The 18,979-nt window shown below is 60.6% G+C and carries 16 protein-coding genes; 6 read left to right on the top strand and 10 right to left on the bottom strand.

The genetic code is table 11. The annotated features are described in order from the left end of the window. The first annotated feature begins 28 nt into the window (after positions 1–28). Positions 29–1,012: a UDP-glucose 4-epimerase GalE gene (galE, locus tag EM858_RS21240; protein WP_127757889.1), complete on the top strand. Its 984-nt coding sequence runs from the start codon at positions 29–31 to the stop codon at positions 1,010–1,012. Positions 1,013–1,116: 104 nt separating this feature from the next. Here galE and EM858_RS21235 read toward each other — a convergent pair whose 3' ends face one another. Continuing rightward, positions 1,117–1,692, bottom strand: coding sequence for a PRC-barrel domain-containing protein (locus EM858_RS21235; protein WP_080821033.1), 576 nt, complete (start codon positions 1,690–1,692; stop codon positions 1,117–1,119). Positions 1,693–1,928: 236 nt separating this feature from the next. On the opposite strand from EM858_RS21235, the gene EM858_RS21230 reads away from it, so the two are divergent. Next, positions 1,929–3,653, top strand: coding sequence for a sensor histidine kinase (locus EM858_RS21230; protein ID WP_162936906.1), 1,725 nt, complete (start codon positions 1,929–1,931; stop codon positions 3,651–3,653). Positions 3,654–3,949: 296 nt separating this feature from the next. Here EM858_RS21230 and EM858_RS21225 read toward each other — a convergent pair whose 3' ends face one another. Together EM858_RS21225 and EM858_RS21220 are read right to left on the bottom strand one after the other, a co-directional pair. Beyond that, complete coding sequence (locus EM858_RS21225; protein ID WP_127757888.1) at positions 3,950–4,933, bottom strand: sensor histidine kinase; 984 nt, start codon at positions 4,931–4,933, stop codon at positions 3,950–3,952. 101 nt (positions 4,934–5,034) lie between these two features. Continuing rightward, positions 5,035–5,829: a response regulator gene (locus EM858_RS21220; RefSeq protein ID WP_003522529.1), complete on the bottom strand. Its 795-nt coding sequence runs from the start codon at positions 5,827–5,829 to the stop codon at positions 5,035–5,037. A 138-nt stretch (positions 5,830–5,967) separates the two neighbouring features. Here EM858_RS21220 and EM858_RS21215 point away from each other — a divergent pair, with 138 nt between their 5' ends. Next, complete coding sequence (locus tag EM858_RS21215; protein WP_080820056.1) at positions 5,968–6,174, top strand: NepR family anti-sigma factor; 207 nt, start codon at positions 5,968–5,970, stop codon at positions 6,172–6,174. Beyond that, positions 6,174–6,740: an RNA polymerase sigma factor gene (locus EM858_RS21210; protein ID WP_003508744.1), complete on the top strand. Its 567-nt coding sequence runs from the start codon at positions 6,174–6,176 to the stop codon at positions 6,738–6,740. Before EM858_RS21215 ends, EM858_RS21210 begins: the two co-directional genes overlap by 1 nt. 248 nt (positions 6,741–6,988) lie before the next feature. Here EM858_RS21210 and EM858_RS21205 read toward each other — a convergent pair whose 3' ends face one another. Then, the gene (locus EM858_RS21205; RefSeq protein WP_127757887.1) at positions 6,989–7,459 is read right to left on the bottom strand and encodes an Lrp/AsnC ligand binding domain-containing protein; all 471 of its coding nucleotides are present in this window, start codon (positions 7,457–7,459) and stop codon (positions 6,989–6,991) included. A 175-nt stretch (positions 7,460–7,634) separates the two neighbouring features. Between EM858_RS21205 and putA the strand changes: the two genes are divergently transcribed. Next, positions 7,635–11,309 carry a trifunctional transcriptional regulator/proline dehydrogenase/L-glutamate gamma-semialdehyde dehydrogenase gene (gene putA / locus EM858_RS21200; protein ID WP_127757886.1) on the top strand — a complete coding sequence of 1,225 codons (3,675 nt, stop codon included), beginning with the start codon at positions 7,635–7,637 and terminating at the stop codon, positions 11,307–11,309. A 41-nt stretch (positions 11,310–11,350) separates the two neighbouring features. Here the strand turns inward: putA and EM858_RS21195 are convergent, their stop codons facing one another. From EM858_RS21195 to EM858_RS21180, 4 genes are all read right to left on the bottom strand, one after another. Continuing rightward, positions 11,351–12,172, bottom strand: coding sequence for an ATP-binding cassette domain-containing protein (locus tag EM858_RS21195; RefSeq protein ID WP_127757885.1), 822 nt, complete (start codon positions 12,170–12,172; stop codon positions 11,351–11,353). An 8-nt stretch (positions 12,173–12,180) separates the two neighbouring features. Beyond that, positions 12,181–12,960, bottom strand: coding sequence for an ABC transporter permease subunit (locus EM858_RS21190; RefSeq protein WP_020009953.1), 780 nt, complete (start codon positions 12,958–12,960; stop codon positions 12,181–12,183). A 21-nt stretch (positions 12,961–12,981) separates the two neighbouring features. After that, entirely contained in the window at positions 12,982–13,935 is a 954-nt protein-coding gene (locus tag EM858_RS21185) for an aliphatic sulfonate ABC transporter substrate-binding protein (RefSeq protein ID WP_127757884.1), read from the bottom strand. Positions 13,936–14,177: 242 nt separating this feature from the next. Next, positions 14,178–15,707 (bottom strand): aldehyde dehydrogenase family protein, encoded by a 1,530-nt coding sequence (locus tag EM858_RS21180; protein WP_205649560.1) that lies wholly within the window; start codon positions 15,705–15,707, stop codon positions 14,178–14,180. A 202-nt stretch (positions 15,708–15,909) separates the two neighbouring features. Here EM858_RS21180 and EM858_RS21175 point away from each other — a divergent pair, with 202 nt between their 5' ends. Continuing rightward, entirely contained in the window at positions 15,910–16,812 is a 903-nt protein-coding gene (locus EM858_RS21175) for a LysR family transcriptional regulator (protein WP_127757882.1), read from the top strand. A 12-nt stretch (positions 16,813–16,824) separates the two neighbouring features. Here EM858_RS21175 and EM858_RS21170 read toward each other — a convergent pair whose 3' ends face one another. Together EM858_RS21170 and EM858_RS21165 are read right to left on the bottom strand one after the other, a co-directional pair. Next, on the bottom strand, positions 16,825–17,805 hold the full coding sequence (locus tag EM858_RS21170; RefSeq protein ID WP_127757881.1) for a glutathione S-transferase family protein: 981 nt from the start codon (positions 17,803–17,805) through the stop codon (positions 16,825–16,827). Positions 17,806–17,909: 104 nt separating this feature from the next. Further along, a complete protein-coding gene (locus EM858_RS21165) occupies positions 17,910–18,797 on the bottom strand; it encodes a DMT family transporter (RefSeq protein ID WP_065116377.1) in 888 nt (295 codons plus the stop codon). Positions 18,798–18,979: the final 182 nt, after the last annotated feature.

The raw sequence follows: 18,979 nt of genomic DNA, 5'->3' as shown, positions 1-18,979 counted from the left end.
GCGTCCGTAATTTTCTGAAAGGCAATTGATGAAGAAGAAAGTCCTTGTCGTCGGCGGTGCCGGCTATATCGGTTCGCACACCTGCCTTCTCCTGTCTGAGCGAGGATATGAACCGGTCGTTTTCGACAATCTGTCCAACGGGCATGAGGAATTCGTCCGCTGGGGACCATTCGAACAGGGCGATATTCGCGACCGGGCGCGGCTGGACGAGGTCTTCGCCAAACACCGGCCGGAAGCCGTTCTGCATTTCGCCGCGCTGATCGAAGTCGGTGAATCGGTCAAGCAGCCCGTGGCTTTCTACGACAACAACGTCATCGGCTCGCTCAACCTGCTCTCCGCCGCCATCGATGCCGGCGTCACGGCCTTCGTTTTCTCGTCCACCTGTGCAACTTACGGCTTGCCGGAACAGGTGCCGATCGACGAAACGCACCGGCAGGCGCCGATCAACCCCTATGGCCGCACCAAATGGGTGGTGGAGCAGGCGCTGAAGGACTACAGCACCTATAAGGGGCTGCGCTCGGTGATGCTGCGCTACTTCAATGCCGCCGGCGCGGATTTCGAAGGCCGCATCGGCGAATGGCACAAGCCGGAAACCCACGCGATCCCGCTGGCCATCGAAGCCGCACTCGGCCGGCGTCAGGGCTTCAAGGTGTTCGGCACGGATTACGACACCCGCGACGGCACCTGCGTGCGCGACTATATCCACATTCTCGATCTCGCCGATGCGCATGTGCGGGCCGTGGATTATCTGCTGGCCGGCGGGGAGACCGTCGAACTCAACCTCGGCACCGGCACCGGCACCACGGTGAAGGAATTGCTGGCGGCGATTTCGGACGTTTCCGGCCGCCCCTTCCCCGTCGAATATACCGGACGGCGCGACGGCGATTCCACGACGCTGGTCGCCAATAACGAGAGGGCGAAGGAGGTTCTGGGCTGGGAACCGCGCTATTCCCTGTCGGATATCATCAAATCCGCCTGGGCGTGGCATTCCTCCCGCAATGCCGGGGATTGAACAGCCGGCGAACAATCATAAAAAAGACACCGGCCTGTTGGCCGGTGCCTCCCGCGGGACAGCTGATTGAAGCCGGTCCCGCTCCTGCCTCCCAGGGATGGGAATTAGGGCTTGGTGGCGGACGTCGTCGTGCTGTCGGGAGCCGCAGGTGTTGCCGCATTCTTCTCGCTGGCCTTCTGTTCCAGCGTCTTGAATTCGGGAGCGGCCTTCAGCGTTTCCGCCGTTTCCGTCGTTGTCAGGCGGATGGTGCCGTCCTGCGCGTTGCGCGTCATCGTCACCTTGTCCATCGGAACGGCAACGTCCTTTGCGCCGATACCCAGGAAGCCGCCCACACCGATCACGGCCGCAACCAGACCACCGTCTTCTTCCATGATCAGGTTGGTGACGTTACCGATGCTTTCATCGGCCGCAGTATAGACCGACTTGCCGATATAATCGTTAGCGCTGACCTGCGTTTCGCCCTGTTCGGTCAGATAGGCGCCGCCCGTCGTTGTGGCCGCGCTGTCATTGGTCGAAGGAGCGGCAGGCGTCATCGGGGTGGCAGGCGGGGTTGCCGGCTCCGTCTGCGTACTCGGATTTGCCGGCGCAGGCTGGGTGGTGCCCTGAGCGATGGCCAGCGGCGCGAAAGCCGTCGTGCCCATCAGAGCGGCAGTGACGAGGATCGTAAGTTTCTTAGCCATTTCGTACCTTCCTTTCATCGTTCTCAACTGGCCGGCGGCGATGAATTTCATGTCCGCTCCTCGGCCGGTTCGTCTGGCAAACGGGTTGGTCGTTGAAATAGTTCCGATTTTTTCAATTACGCCGACGCAATTGTGGCCTGCCGCAACAACCGAAGGTAAAAATCAGGCATTGCTAAAGGGGGACGGCACGGTATTATCCGTGTCGTAACAATGCCATAACTGCCGGAGTTTTTTGTATGCCTCGACCCGGCGACAGACTGAAAGACATGATCTCGGCTTTGCGTCGGCGCAGTGCGAATTTTTTCCCAACCGCCTCCATCGGTACTTATCTGGTGGTGATGGCTACCGTCATTACCCTGCCGCTCATTCTTTTCGGCGGCTATCTGATGCTGCGCCTCGAGGCGGAAAAACGCGACGACCTGCAACGGGAAACCATCGAGGATGTGCGGGTGGTTTCCCGCAATATCGACCGCCGCCTGCAGGAAATCGCCACCTCGCTCAATCTCCTGTCGCAATTCCCGGAACTTGAGAGCGGCAACCTCGCCGCGTTTCAGGGGCGCGTCGCCGACAGTCTGAAACGGGAGGGCCTTTACGCCATTCTCGCCACCAAAGATGGCCAGCAGCGTCTCAATACGCGCGTGCCCTATGGCCAACCGCTCGGCAAAGTGCCGGCGGAAGCCAATCTGACCAGGGCGATCGACTCCCGCCGCATCACCGTCTCGGACATGTTTTTCGGCTCGACCAGCAAGGAATGGGTGTTCAACGTCACCATGCCGCTCGGCCCGGACCTGGACCCCGCGGGAGACGCCCTCATCCTGACGCAGAATACCAGCGACCTGAGCCGGCTTATCCCCACGGAAAACCTGCCGCGCAACTGGGCGGTCGCCATCATTGACGGCAACAACCGCGTTGTCGTCTCAAGCGCACCCGAAGAGGCGGAAGTGGGCAAGCCGTTTGTCACGCCCGATGTCCTTTCGGAAATGCAGGCCTTCAGCGGCAATTTTTTCGACGGCAAGGGTAATCTCTATGCCTATGCTCAATTGCCCGGCTGGCAATGGAAGACGGTGATGTGGGGGCCGCTCGCCGCAAGCCAGGCCGCCCTGATAGACACCTGGCGGCAGATGATGATCGGCAGCCTGATGCTGGTGCTGATTGCCATTGGCGGCGCCTATCTGGTCGGCCGGCAATTGCGCAGCTCCATTCGTGACCTGACCCTGATGGCCGAGCGCATCGGCGAGGGCGAGATCGTCGCACCCGTCGATACCAAGATAAAGGAGGCCAACCAGGTCGCCATCGCGCTCTCCAACGCATCCTTCGACAGAAGCCAGTCGGAAGAGCGGCTGCAATTGCTGCTGCACGAGCTGGTTCACCGTTCCAAGAACATTCTGACGCTGGTTCAGGCGATGATACGGCAATTGGGACGCGAAAATAAAAGCATTCCGGAATTCCAGAAGGAGGTCGATCACCGCCTGCGCGGCCTTGGAATGTCGATCCGGGCGCTGGCGGAGGTACAATGGCAGGGTCTGCCGATCCGCAAGCTGATCGAAACCCACCTCGATGTTTTCGGAACCGTGGCACAGCGCATCGTGCTGGTGGGGGACGATTTCATGCTTTCCCCGGAAGCGGCACAGAATTTCGGTCTGGTGATCCATGAGCTGACGACGAATTCCATCAAATATGGCGCATTGTCGGTTCCGCCAGGAAAAATCACCGTGCGCTGGCAGTCGCTTGAGAAAGACGGGCGGCAGATGATCCATCTCGTCTGGACCGAAACGGGCGGACCGCCGGCGAGAGAGCCGAGCCGCAAAGGCTTCGGCACCACGGTCATCAAAAGGCATGCGGAAGGCGCCTTCGGCGGGCAGGTGCTGACGGAATATCGTGAATCCGGCTTCGAGTGGTCGCTGGAAGCGCCGATGCGTTATTTCACGCCCAAACGATCGGAACAGACAGGCACGCATTGAGGCCGAGACTTGCGGACCTATCCGCCGTGCAGACTGCAAAAAAACCGGGCAAAAATGGCCGGTATTTTGCGTAATGTTAAAAAAACGCATTTTTTGGGAACCGAATCCGGTCGGGCGTGTTTTTACTGCAGGCCAAGCAATTCCCCCGTCCCCGCCTGAAGCTTGGCTGAAAATAAACAGGTTTCGCCCCTGAAAACCTGTCATAAAAATAGCACGGCTCTTTCATGAGCCGTGCTTTTTGTTTTGGTTTTCATGAAATGAAAAGATGAGCCGGCGCTGCGCGCGATCTTGAGATTTCAGGCATCCGCGCCGTCGCCGGAAGGAAATTTCAGCCGGTAGACGATCCGCTCCGGCGTCAACTCGTATTCCGCGCTTCCCCCCAATGCGGACGGAACCACCTTTTCCAGCACCACGCTGCCGAAGCTGCCGCGCCGGGTCTCCGCAGGCTCTTTTGACGGCACCATCGGCTCAATCCATTCAACGATATAAAAATCGCCCTCCTGACGACATTGCAGGGATATGGGCGGGTGATAGGCAAGATTGCCGCTGTGGCTGACGGTGTTAACGACGAGCTCATGGAAGGCAAGCCCGATATAAAGCGCCCCATTCGGGTTGAGCAGCAGGTTTTCGCCTTCCATATGGATGAGGTTCGGATATTCCGGCACGTAAAGATCGAATTGCTGGCGCAGCAACTCGAATATGCGTGCACCCCGCCAGTCCGAATCCGTGATGAGATCCTGACTCTGGGCGAGAGCATGCAGCCGGCCGCGGAACTTGCGCAGAAAATCATCCTTGGTCAGGCTGAAACGGGCCGTCTGGCCGGCAAGGCTCTGGATGATCGCCAGGAGATTCTTGGAGCGGTGGCTGACCTCGCGCAGCAACGAGCGCAGAAGCTGCTCGCGCCGCCTTTCCGCCGTCACCTCGCGAATGGTGGTCTTCATCACCACCTGGTTCGTCTGGTTAAGGGTGGAATGAACCTGAAACTGGAAGACGCGGTCATTGCCGGCATTGACTTCCAGCATGCCGCGGCTGCCCGCCGTGTTCATGTCCTTCTTGAGATCGGCCAGCCGGGCGGAGAGATCGTTGCCGAACAGAGTTTCATCAGTCGGGCGGGAGTCTGCCGGAATTTTCCATACATCCGGCAGATTGGCCACGAATATATAGTCGCGGTTCCAGTCCTGCAGCATGACTGTCTCGCCCGAATCGAGCAAGGCGAGGACGAGCGAATCGTGAAGTTCGCTTTCGTCCCTCTCCGCGTTATGCCATGCCAGCCGATGCAAATTCGTCTCCTTGCAGAAAGCCGCGGGGCAGCCCCACGACCGTAACCGCCAACGCCCGGGCACCAGACTGGTTCCCGGTCAGCCTGCGGTTTCGGCAAAATTCACGCCGCGACGCGTGAGCTTTCGTTGAAAAACAGGGCCTGGCTGATAAGCGCTTTCACCATGTCCGGATTAAACGGCTTCGTCACAAGGAAGGTCGGCTCCGGCCGCTCGCCCGTCAGAAGACGCTCGGGGAAAGCCGTGATGAAGATCACCGGCAGCGTGGTCATCTGCAGGATGTCCTTCATCGCATCGAGACCGGAACTGCCATCGGCGAGCTGAATATCGGCAAGGATCATCTTCGGCTGGGTGCGATGGAAGAGATCGAGCGCTTCCGTGTGGGTGCGGGCGATGCCCGTGACGCGGTGGCCGAGATCGGTGACCATCTGCTCGATATCCATGGCGATCAGAGGTTCGTCCTCGATGATCATGATATCGGTCGCCACCTGCCGGGCGATTTCAGACGCTGCCTCGTCGATCAGCTTGCCGACCTGATCCTCGGAGACTTTCAGAACCTCTGCGGTTTCCGAAGGTGTGAATTCTTCGACCGTGGTCAAAAGAAACGCCTGACGGGCCAGCGCCGGCACGGCGGAGAGGTTGGCCGAGGCGCGTTTTTCCCATCCCGACAGGTTTTCGTCGGTCTTAATATTGATCGTGACGGAACTAAAGATCGATACGAACAATTGATAGAGCGAAACGCGATCGCTGCTTGTCTGCGGAAAAATGCTGATATCGGCGATCAGAGCTTCGAGTGTTGCCGCAACATAGGCATCGCCCGTGGATTGTGAGCCGCAAACGGCACGCGCGAACCTGCGCAGATATGGCAGGTGCGGTGCGATGCGTGTAGAAACTGACATGGAATTCTCCCCTTTCATGCGGTCTGCAACGCAAACCCACGATAGCAACGTGCGCATCGCAAAAAAAGTTCCGGACCGCCGGAACTATTTTTTTCACCGCGCATTCTTTGCCACGACGAAAAAGGAATACCGGACGTTATGAGCATATTTCAATCGGACCAAGATCAGCCGGACAATTCGGCCGCCCCCCAGGTTCCACACTCCGGGCGGGCGGTGATTTCCCGTAAGCTCAGGGAGCTTTATGATGCCGTTCAGGATGAAGGCATCCCTGACAAATTCCTCGACCTTCTCGAAAAACTCGATGAAGCCGAAAGCAAAGCCAAAATAAAGGCTTCGGAGGAATGATGGCGAAAGAGCCGGAGCAGACAGAATACAACTTCAAACGGGAAATGCTGGCGGCGCTGCCGAACCTGCGCGCTTTCGCGATCTCGCTCATCCGCTCGCGGGACCGTGCCGACGACCTCGTGCAGGACACGATCATGAAGGCATGGGCAAAACAGGACAGCTACCAGCCGGGCACCAATATGCGGGCATGGCTGGTGACGATCCTGCGCAACGAGTTCTACAGCCAGATTCGCAAATCCGGCCGTGAGGTGCAGGATACGGACGGGGTCTATACCTCGCGCCTTTCGGTACCGCCGGAACAGCATGGTTCGGTCGACCTTCAGGATTTCCGCGCAGCACTGGCTAAACTGCCGGACGACCAGCGTGAAGCGATCCTACTGATCGGCGCCTCGGGTTTTGCCTACGAGGAAGCCGCCGAAATCTGCGGTTGCCCCGTCGGCACCATCAAGAGCCGTGTCAGCCGCGCAAGGCTGCGCCTGCAGGAATTGCTCGGCATCGAAAACGAAAACGAATTCGGCCCGGACGCGCAGATGAGCGCGGTAACCGCCGCCGCCACCGCGCGCTGAGAGCGCTGAATTCGGACAGTGGCGAACGGGCAGGCCTGCGTCTGCCCGTTAAAACGATGACAAAGGCCGCAAACCTCTCCTCCGTCATGCCGGACTTGATCCGGCATCCAGCCACGGCGCGTCTGCGCCGTGAAAGGACTCTCTCGCGATCAAGGACTTGATCGCACTGGACCCCGGATCTAGTCCGGGGTGACGGTGTGCGGATGATCCGGCGAGCGCGCGCCTGCCACTGTCTCCGTGTTACCCCTTCAGATGCCGGTTTCCTTGACCGATTGCATGACCACGAAGGTCGAGGTGTTGGCGACGGATGGCAGGCTTGAGATTTTCTCGCCGAGTACCCTTCGATATTTGCGGATATCGCTGGTGCGCACCTTCAGAAGATAATCGAAGGCGCCGGCGATCATGTGGCACTCCTCCACTTCCTTGATCCTGCGCACCGCCGTGTTGAACTCCTCCAGCGCCTTTTCGCGCGTATCGGAGAGCTTTACCTCCGCGAAGGCGATGTGATCGACACCGAGCTTCTGCGGATTGAGCATGGCGCGGAAGCCGAGAATATAGCCCTCATCCACCAGCCGCTTCAGCCGTGTCTGGCACGGCGTCTTGGAAAGACCGACCCTTTTCGAGAGCTGCAGCACGGACATGCGCCCGTCTTCGCTCAGCGCCTCGAGAATCTTGAGATCGAAGTGATCCAGATCGTCTGTTTTTTGACTATTTGCCATGTGATTTAACGCCATATCTCAAAAATAAAAGTTCATATTGCCTGTTTTATCCTGAAAATAGGGCCATAGCAATTTCTGCGGTGATGATATTGTCTGCGACAGGATGACAAGCGGCGGGCGGAGGACACGCTGCCGCCGAAGGTCTGTCTTCAACAGCGTTTTCAGGATTTTCAGAATGGCCGATGGTACAAGCAACGCCGGTGTAGTGGCGAACGGTATCTTCCAGAATTTTGCGCCGCCGGTGCGCGAACAGAGCCTGCTGCGCAAGGCGATCACCGCCGCCTATCGCCGCCCGGAGGAAGAATGCCTGGCGCCGCTGATCGAGGCGGCGACGGTGACGGCTGAGGAGGCGAAAGCCATTCGCGACACCGCCCGCAAGCTGATCGAGGCTCTGCGCGCCAAGACCAGGGGCACCGGCGTCGAGGGGCTGGTGCAGGAATATTCGCTCTCCAGCCATGAGGGCGTGGCGCTGATGTGCCTTGCCGAAGCGCTGCTGCGCATTCCCGACACCGCCACCCGCGACGCGCTGATCCGCGACAAGATCGCGCGCGGTGACTGGAAGTCCCATATTGGCGGCGGGCGCTCGCTTTTCGTCAATGCCGCCACCTGGGGCCTCGTCATCACCGGCAAGCTGACCTCAACGGTAAACGATAGCGGCCTTTCGGCGGCTCTGACAAAGCTGATCGCCCGCGCCGGCGAACCCGTCATCCGTCGCGGGGTCGATATGGCCATGCGCATGATGGGCGAGCAATTCGTGACCGGTGAGACGATCGGCGAGGCGATCAAGCGTTCGAAGCCGCTGGAAGAACAGGGCTTCCAATATTCCTACGATATGCTGGGCGAAGCCGCGACCACCGCCAAGGATGCGGAGCGTTATTATAAGGACTACGAAAACGCCATCCACGCCATCGGCAAGGCCTCTGCCGGCCGTGGCATCTATGGCGGTCCGGGCATTTCCATCAAGCTTTCGGCACTGCATCCGCGTTACGCCCGTGCGCAGGCGGAGCGCGTGATGGCAGAGCTTCTGCCGCGCGTCAAATCCCTGATGCTGCTCAGCAAGAAATACGATATCGGCCTCAATATCGATGCTGAGGAGGCCGACCGGCTGGAACTGTCGCTCGATCTTCTGGAAGAACTGGCGCTCGACAGGGATCTCGCCGGCTGGAACGGCCTCGGTTTCGTGGTGCAGGCCTATGGCCGCCGCTGCCCCTTCGTTCTGGACTACATCATCGATCTCGCCCGTCGCTCGGGCCGCCGCATCATGGTGCGTCTCGTCAAGGGCGCCTATTGGGATGCAGAAATCAAGCGCGCGCAGGTGGAGGGGCTGGAGGACTTTCCGGTCTTCACCCGCAAGGTGCATACGGATGTCTCCTACATCGCCTGCGCCCGCAAGCTGCTCGCCGCGCGCGATCTGGTCTTCCCGCAATTTGCGACCCATAACGCGCAGTCCATGGCGACGATCTACCATCTCGCTGGCCCCGGCTTCAAACTCGGCGACTATGAGTTCCAGTGCCTGCATGGCATGGGCGAACCGCTTTACAGCGAAGTCGTCGGCAAGAAGAAGCTCGACCGCCCCTGCCGTTTCTACGCGCCCGTCGGCACCCATGAGACGCTGCTCGCCTATCTCGTCCGCCGCCTGCTGGAAAACGGCGCGAACTCTTCCTTCGTCAACCGCATTGCCGACCCCGCCGTGCCGGTGGATTCCCTGCTGGAAGACCCGGTCGCGGTGGTCAAGGCCTATGCCGTTCCCGGCGCGCGTCACGACCGCATCGCCGCCCCTGAAGGCCTGTTCGGCCCGGAACGCAAAAATTCCGCCGGCCTCGATCTTTCCAGCGAAACGACGCTCGCCGCACTGGACAAAACCCTGAAGGCAGGTGCTGCAACGGAATGGAAAGCCACAGCGCCGCAGGCAGGTGGCAACACGCGCCCGGTTCTCAACCCCGGCGACCACAACGATATCGTCGGCCATGTGACGGAACCGACTGAAGGCGATGTCGAAGCGGCCATGCAGCGGGCGGCAGCCTCAAGCTGGCCTTCCACCCCGGTGGATGAACGCGCCGCCTGCCTGGAGCGGGCCGCCGATGCGATGCAGGCTGAAATGCCCGCCCTGCTCGGCCTCATCATGCGCGAGGCGGGAAAATCCATGCCGAACGCCATTGCCGAGGTGCGCGAGGCGATCGACTTCCTGCGTTATTATGCGGCGGAAGCCCGCAGGAATTTCAAATCCGGCGAAACGCCGCTCGGCGCGGTCGTCTGCATCAGCCCGTGGAACTTCCCGCTCGCCATCTTCATCGGTCAGGTGACGGCGGCGCTGGTTGCCGGCAATCCGGTGCTGGCGAAGCCCGCCGAAGAAACGCCGCTGATCGCGGCGCAGGGCGTGCGCCTGCTGCATGAGGCCGGCGTTCCGCAGGATGCCGTGCAGCTTCTGCCGGGCGACGGCAAGACGGGTGCCGCACTTGTCGGCTCACCCCTTACAGCCGGCGTGATGTTTACGGGCTCGACGGAGGTGGCGCGGCTCATTCAGGGCCAGCTTGCCGGCCGGGTTCTCGCCAATGGCCAGCCGGTGCCGCTGATTGCCGAAACCGGCGGCCAGAACGCCATGATCGTCGATTCCTCCGCACTTGCCGAGCAGGTCGTCGCCGATGTCATCGCATCTGCCTTCGACAGCGCCGGCCAGCGCTGCTCGGCATTGCGCATTCTCTGCCTTCAGGAAGATGTGGCGGACCGCACGCTGACCATGCTGAAAGGCGCGCTGCATGAATTGCGCATCGGCCGCACCGACAGGCTTTCCGTCGATGTGGGCCCCGTCATTACCGCCGAGGCGAAAGGCATCATCGAAAAGCACATCGAGGGCATGCGCGGGCTCGGCCATCGCATCGAACAGATCACGCTTGCGGGCGAAACCGGCAAGGGCACCTTCGTGCCGCCGACCATCATCGAGATGAAATCGCTCGCCGATCTGAAGCGTGAAGTCTTCGGCCCGGTGCTGCACGTCATCCGCTTCAAGCGCGACAATCTCGACCGGCTGATCGACGAGATCAACGCTACCGGCTATGGCCTGACCTTCGGCCTGCATACCCGTCTCGACGATACGATCCAGCACGTTCTGTCCCGCGTCGCGGCCGGCAATCTTTATGTGAACCGCAACATAATCGGCGCGGTAGTTGGCGTGCAGCCCTTTGGCGGACGCGGCCTTTCCGGCACCGGCCCCAAGGCGGGCGGGCCGCTCTATCTCGGCCGCATGACGCAGACCGCCCCGAAGATCGACCGCATCGCCAACCAGCAGGATCAAGCCGCCGTCGATCTCGCCCGCTGGCTGGATGAAAACGGCGAGACAGTCGCCGCCGAAGCCGCACGGCGGGCGGCGGCACTTTCCGGCCTCGGTTTCGAAACCGAACTGGCGGGTCCTGTCGGCGAGCGCAATGTCTATGCGCTGCATCCGCGTGGAAAGGTTCTGCTGGTTCCGGCAACCGAACAGGGGCTTTACCGCCAGCTTGCGGCAGCGCTCGCGACCGGAAACGCGGTTGTCATCGACAACGCTTCGGGACTGGAGAAATCCATTTACGGACTGCCGGCAACCGTGACCTCGCGCATCGTCTGGGCCGATGACTGGGCGAAGTCCGGTCCCTTCGCCGGCGCGCTGGTTGAGGGCGATGCGGAGCGTATCGTAGCCGTCAACAAAAAGATCGCCGCCCTGCCCGGCCCGCTGGTTCTCGTTCAGGCCGCGGCAACGGAAGCGCTTTCCGGGGAAAGCCAGCCCTACAACCTCGACTGGCTGGTCGAAGAAGTCTCCGTCAGCGTCAACACCACGGCCGCCGGCGGCAATGCCAGCCTGATGAGCATTGGCTGATAATATCGTCCGGCGGGGTCTCGGCCCTGCCGGTTCATGCCTTATCCGTTGGTCTCGCCACGGCCGAAGAGCTGGTTCAGAACCTGCTCTTCCAGCCTTGCGAATTCCGCAGTGCCATGACGGCGCGGACGCGGCAGTTTCACATCGAGATCGAGCGCGATGCGCCCTTCATCGATGACGACGATGCGATCCGCAAGCGCCACGGCCTCGGAAACATCGTGGGTGACGAGAACGGCGGTGAATTTCTGCTTGCGCCAGATGCGCTCCAGCAGAAGCTGCATTTCAATGCGGGTGAGCGCATCGAGCGCGCCGAGCGGCTCATCCAGCGCCAGAATCTGCGGATGGGCCACAAGCGCGCGCGCCAGCGCCACGCGCTGCTTCTGGCCACCGGAAAGCACATAGGGCCATTCGCCAGCCCGGTCCTTCAGCCCGACCTCTTCGAGAATTGTAAGCGCCTGCTCCTGCGCCGTCTCACCCTTGGCGATGCCGGTAAGCCCCACGGAGACGTTGCTCGCGATACGCTCCCACGGCAGAAGGCGTGGCTCCTGAAACATCATGCGGGTGCGGCTCGATGCATCCTTCGAGACGGTTCCGGTCGTCGGCGTGTCGAGGCCGGCCAGAATGCGCAGGAGCGTGCTCTTGCCGCAGCCGCTCTTGCCGATGATGGCCAGAAACTCGCCTTCCCGCACATCGAGATCGATGCCGCGCAGAACCGGTTTGTCGCCAAAGCTTTTCGCCACATTGCGGAAGCTGAAGGCGACCTTGCCTTCTGTCGTCTTCTCGCGTTGTTCGATTTTCCCCTGAGACGGGAGGGATGGCGGGGCATCCGGGCGTCTCAGCGTCGTAACATTGCCGGTCGACATGGGTTACCTCAGACTTTCTTGAAGGCTGGATGCCATTGCAGGAAGATGCTTTCGAGGAAGCGGGCGAAACTGTCGGCCAGCTTGCCGAGAAGCGCATAGATCAGGATCGACAGAACCACGACGTCGATCAGCAGGAACTCGCGCGCCTGCATGGCCATGTAGCCGAGGCCGGACGAGGAAGAGATGGTTTCAGCCACGATGAGCGTCAGCCACATGATGCCGAGCGCATAACGCAGGCCGGTGAAAATGGCGGGCAGCGCGCCGGGCAGGATGACCCGCCGGAACAGCGTGAAGGGCGACATGCCATAAGTGCGGCCCATTTCCACCAGTTGCGGATCGACACCCTGAATGCCGAGCAGCGTGTTGATGTAGATCGGGAAAAACACCCCGAGCGCAACCAGAAAAAGCTTCGCCTCCTCATCGATGCCGAACCAGAGGATGACCAGCGGAATGAGCGCCAGATGCGGAATGTTGCGAATCATCTGCAACGTCGTATCGGTGAAGCTGCGGGAGAATTTCGAGAGGCCGTTGGCCAGCCCGAAGATGAAACCGATGGAGCCGCCAATGGCGAAACCGGCGAGTGCGCGGGCGGAACTGACGCCGATATTGGCGACAAGCTCACCCGAGAGCAGAAGCCGCCAGAAGGCTTCCGCGACAGCCGAAGGCGCCGGCAGCACATTGGCGGAAATCAGACCGGCACGCGCCGCCGCCTCCCAGCCTGCAAGAATGAGCGCGGGGAGCAGCCAGCCTGTGATGCCGCCAATCTCGATACGCTTTCCGGTGCTCATGGCATGCCCTCCGGCTCTTGCTCAGTTCGTCGCGCCCGACCAGACGGCATCCTTGATGTTGATCTGTTTCGGGATCAGGCCGAGACGATAAAAGCGGTCGGCGGTTTCCTGCTGGCTGGCGACGATCTTGTCGTCGATCCTGGTAATGCCGAATTCCGAGCGGTTCGCGGCCAGCGTCTGCGCCTCCAGCGGCACGCCCGTCACCTCATGGAGCGCTGCGGCGACCTTTTCGCGGTTGGCGGCGGACCATTTCGCCGCCTCGCCCAGCGCATTAATCGTCGTGTTGATCGTGTCCGCATTGGATTTGGCATAGTCGCGATTGGCAAGGAAATAGGTGCTGACATTAAGAACATCGCTGGTGCGGGCAAGCGTCACCGGCTTGTAGCGAGTCTCCGCAATCGCATAGAACGGATCCCAGACAGCCCAGGCGTCGATCTTGTCACTGGCGAAGGCGGCCGAGGCATCGGCGGGGCTAAGATACACCACCTCGATATCGCTGAATTTCAGGCCGTTCTTCTCCAGCGCCGCCACCAGCAGATTGTGCGCGCTGGTGCCCTTGCCGACGCCGACCTTCTTGCCCTTGAGATCGGCAACCGATTTGATGCCGCTTTCAGGCTTGGTGAAGATCGCTTCACCCTTGCCGTTCGAAGGAAGGGCCGCGACATAGACAATGGCGGAACCCGCCGCCTGACCGAAGATCGGCGGTGCATCCCCCGTCCAGCCGACATTGATGGAGCCGACATTCAGGGCCTCCACCAGCGGCGGGCCCGCCGTGAATTCGACCCAGGAAACCTTCACGCCCTTGGCCTCGAGCGCCTTTTCGATGACGCCCTGCTGGCGGGCTATCACCGGCAGGCCGGTTTTCTGATAACCGATCTTCAGCTCTTCCGCCGCCTGCGCCTGCAGCGGCAGGACCGAGAATGCGGCGGCAACAAAAAGGCTGGCGGAAAGAGCGCGGCGGGTGATGGCTGGCATTTCATCTCCTTGTCACCAGCCCCTCTGGCCGGTTCACGATATGGAACAATGCTAGGGTTTTCCATTAAAACGATAGAGAGACGATAATTCAATATGAGCAATATTGCGGGAATAAAATTCCGCGCAAATAGCTCTTTTCCGCAAATCGTCGCGGACGCCCTCGTCCGACCCCTCGAATAGAAATGCCGGCGCAGATGGAGCCGCGCCGGCATGGTAGATCAATTTCTCTATGGAGGAGGCGATTATTCGATATCGAAGGAAACGCCCTGCGCCAGCGGCAGCGCCTTGGAGTAGTTGATGGTGTTGGTGGCGCGGCGCATATAGGCCTTCCACGCATCCGAACCGGATTCACGTCCGCCGCCGGTTTCCTTCTCACCACCGAAGGCGCCGCCGATTTCCGCACCCGAGGTGCCGATATTGACGTTGGCAATGCCACAATCGGAACCTTCCGACGACAGGAACCGTTCCGATTCCTGCATGTCGCGGGTGAAGATCGACGACGAAAGACCGGCAGCGACCGCGTTATGGTCGTCTATCGCCTGATCGAGATCGCTGTATTTCATGACGTAGAGGATCGGTGCGAAGGTTTCTTCCAGCACAGGCCCCGCCTGCTTCGGCATTTCGACAAGCGCCGGCTTGACGTAATAGGCATCCGGCGCACCCGTATCCACGCGGCCGCCGCCATTCACCACGCCATCATGCGCTTTCGCCGCTTCGAGGGCCTTCTGCATGCCGTCGAAAGCCGCCTTGTCAACCAGCGGGCCGACGAGGGCCGATGTTTCCAGCGGGTTGCCGACGGAAACGGAGGCATAGGCCTTTTTCAGACGCGGCACGAGCTGGTCATAGACGCTGTCATGCACGAAGAGACGGCGAAGCGTGGTGCAGCGCTGGCCGGCCGTGCCCATGGCGCCGAAGGCGATGGCGCGCAGCGCCATATCGAGATCGGCGGAAGGGCAGACGATGCCGGCATTGTTGCCGCCAAGTTCCAGAATGGCGCGGGCGAAACGTTTCGCCAGACGCGGGCCGACATCGCGGCCCATGCGGGTGGAGCCGGTGGCCGAGACGAGCGGCACCTTGGGATTGTCCACCAGAGCCTCACCCGCGGCGCGGTCGCCGATCAGAAGCTGCGAAAGACCTTCCGGCGCATCGCCGAAGCGGGCGGCCGCGCGCTCGAAGATGCCCTGAACGGCAAGAGCCGTGAGCGGCGTCTTTTCCGAAGGCTTCCAGACGACCGAATTGCCGCAGACGATGGCGAGCGCCGCATTCCACGACCACACTGCGACCGGGAAGTTGAAGGCGGAGATGACACCGACGACGCCGAGCGGATGCCAGGTTTCCATCATGCGGTGGCCAGGGCGTTCGGTGGCGATGGTGAGACCATAAAGCTGGCGGGAAAGGCCGACCGCGAAATCGCAGATATCGATCATTTCCTGCACTTCACCGAGGCCCTCGGAGGGAACCTTGCCCGCTTCCAGCGAGACGAGACGGCCGAGATCGGCCTTGAAGGCGCGCAGCTCTTCGCCGAGCAGCCGGATCAGTTCACCGCGACGGGGCGCCGGCACATTGCGCCATGTCTTGAAGGCGGCATCGGCCCGGTCGATCACGGCTGCGACACCTTCGACCGAGATGGTCTTGAGGCTCGCGACCTGTTCACCCGTCACCGGGCTGAAGGAGGCCATATCGCCGCCGGTATAAAGATCGCGGGCAACGCCCATCCTGTCGAGCAGGGCCGCGGCTTCCTGTTTCACGTCGAGCTTCGTGGTCGCATCCATGTCCATCGTCCTTTTGGCTTAAAAGGGGAGGAAAGGCCGCTTCGATACGGCGCTTTCAACTCCCGTCACTCTTCTTTCCCCGAATTTGCCATTCGTTCTGTGAAACTGGCATTTTACACCGTTCCATTCTTTCCCGTAATCATATATGGCCATAATGACCCTTTTCCAATGAGGAAAGCGGGTAAGTTGATGCGAGAATGGAATGGATCCGCGCAGAAGACTGGTCCCTGACATCGTTACCCTGCAGGCGTTCGAATGCGCGGCACGGCACGGCAATTTTACGCGTGCGGCGGAAGAACTCAACCTCACGCAGAGCGCGGTGAGCCGGCAGATCGGCGAACTGGAAGCACAGACGGGAATGCAGCTTTTCGAGCGCATCCGCAGGCGAGTCGTGCTTTCGGAGGCGGGGCGCAAATTCCTGCCCGATGTGCGGCGCCTGTTGCAGCAATCCGAACAATTGATGGTGCGCGCGGTCTCAGCCGGAACTTCACATGCATCGCTTTCCGTCGCCACATTGCCGACCTTCGGCAGCCGCTGGCTGATGCCGCGTCTCCATCGCTTCATCGATGCCAATCCGGAGATGACGATCACCATCGGCTCGCGCTCGCATCCCTTTGATTTCGACGAAGAAGGGTTCGATCTCGCCATTCACTATGGTCAGCCGGTCTGGGCGCATGGCACCTGCACATTCCTGTGCAACGAGGTGATCGTGCCGGTCGCAAGCCCCGCCCTTGTGCGCCGCGCCGGCGTGAACCAGCCGCAGGATCTGACCGGGCAGCCGCTCCTGCATGTGACGACGCGGCCGAAACTATGGACGGAATGGCTGGAAATGAACGGGGTGACGGCGGAGAATGCCTATCAGGGCAGCCGTTTCGACCAGTTCTCGATGATCATCGAGGCCGCCGCAAGCGGCATTGGCTTTGCCCTTCTGCCGAAATATCTCATCGAGGCGGAACTTGCCTCCGGCCGCCTCGAAATCGTCTTCGACATTCCTCTGCAGACCGACAAGAGCTATTACGTCGCCCTGCCGGAAGGACGGCAGGACAATGCGCTGGCCCGCGCCTTTCAGGCCTGGCTGCTCGATCAGGTCGGCAAACCGGTATAATCCATCATCCGCTCAGTTCGAAGGGCGGAGGGAAACATCGTCAAGTCCCGGAAGATCGGGGCCGACCGGCACGATCCGGGTCGGGTTGAGCGCCTTGATGGAGTAATAACCGCGCTTGATATGGTCGATATTCACCGTGTCGCGCACGCCCGGAATGGTCAGCACCCGCATCATATAGGCCTGCAGCGCAGGATAATCGGCGATACGGCGAAGATTGCATTTGAACAGGCCGTAATAGGCGGCATCGAAACGAACCAGCGTCACCAAAAGCCGAACATCCGTTTCGGTCAGCAGATCGCCGAAAAGGAAAGGCCCGCCTGAGACCAGGCGCTTTTCAAGTTCCTGAAGCGTTGCGAACACATCGGTAAAGGCCTCTTCATAGGCGACCTGCGTGGTGGCGAAACCGGTTCTGTAAACGCCGTTGTTGAGGCGCGGATAGATGTGGTCATTGAGAGCATCGATCTCATCGCGCAGCGCTTCCGGATACAGATTCAGGCTATTATCGGCCAGAGCGCCGAAACCGGAATTCAGCATGCGCAGAATATCGGCGGATTCGTTGTTGACGATGGTTTTCGTCTTTTTGTCCCAAAGCACGGGCACAGTGGCGCGGCCGGTATAATGCGGATTCGCGCTGGTATAGACCTCATGCATATAGGTGAAGCCGTTGAGCGCATCGCGGTCCGAGCCCGGATAGTCGCCGAATTTCCAGCCCTCGTCGGAAAGCGCCGGCTCCACCACGGAAACGGAGATCACCTCTTCCAGCTTCTTCAGCTTTCGGCCGATCAGCGTGCGCGATGCCCAGGGGCAGATCAGCGCGACGTAAAGATGATAGCGACCGGGCTCGGCCGCAAAACCGTCCTCACCCGTCGGCCCCGCCGAACCGTCAGGTGTCACCCAGTTGCGGAAGCCGGAGGTCTGGCGAACGAAGCCGCCCTTCCTGTCGGTCGCCTGCACCGGATGCCATTCGGCGGTCCATTTTCCATCCACGAGCATCTGCGGCTCTCCGTTCATCTAAAGATGAAAGCCTTATGGGCCGGGTCGCCGCCGCTTCACAAGCCGCGCTTCGGTTGACGCACTGTTTCCGATCAAGGGTGAATTCAGAGGCGATTGCGGAAAAACGGGTTCCAGCGCACGGTGCCAAGCCTCACCTTTTCGCGGATCATCGTCAGCAGTCCCGATGCGGCGATGACGGCCAGACCAAGCACGGCGACCGCATCCGGATATTCGTGGAAGAAGGCCATGCCGATCGCCACCGCCCAGAGGATTTGCGAATAATGCGACGGCGCGATCTGGCTTGCCGGCGCGATGCGGGTTGCGACCAGAAGGGTGATCTGCCCCGTCGCCGTGCAAAGGCCGATGAAGGCGAAGGCCAGGAGCTGGTGCAGGTTTGGCATGACGAAATCGGGAATGGCGGCAATACCGTTGAAGGTGAGGCCGTAGATCAGCAGCACGCCCATGATCGAGGTGCGCTTTTCCTTGCCCGCAAGCGAGCGCAGCAGAACGATGGTCATTGCCGCGAGGAACGCAACGCCGATGGCGGCGAAATGCCCGAGTTCCAGCGTCTTGAAGCCCGGCCGCACGACGAGGATGACACCGACGATGCCCGCCAGAACCGCCGCCCAGCGCCATGGGCCGATATTCTCCTTCAGCACGACGGCGGAAAGCACGGTCACGAAGAGCGGCGACAGGAAGATCAACGCATAGGCCTCCGCCAGCGGAATGGTGGTGAAGGCATAGATGCCGAAAATACCGGCGAAAAGGCCGGAGATTGCGCGCCCGTGCACGGCGAAGGGCCGGCTCATGCGCCAGAATTCACGCCACCTTTCCTCGCGCGGCTTGCTGAAGAAAATGAAGATGCCGGAAAACAGAATGCTGAAGAAGCCGATTTCGAAAACGCTGATCTGCGATCCAAGCGACTTGATGGTGGCATCGCCCATGGAAAAGGTCGCATAAGCGAACAGACCGAGCAGAAAACCCTTTTGCATTTGACTTCCCCGAACACCGACCGCAACGCAAAGCTTCTCCCGGCCGCGTGGAACGCGACCCGGACGCCCCTTTGAAGGGACAGACAGTCTGGCAGATTTGATCCTCACCCCTATGGCTAGACCCGGCTACCTATGAGTGCAAGCCGGAAAAACCGCAAAATGACCCGATTGAACACGACCGG

The organism is Agrobacterium sp. CNPSo 2736, from assembly GCF_004005385.1.
GTDB classification, from domain to species: Bacteria; Pseudomonadota; Alphaproteobacteria; order Rhizobiales; family Rhizobiaceae; genus Agrobacterium; species Agrobacterium leguminum.
This window is presented reverse-complemented; position numbering and strand designations above follow the sequence as displayed.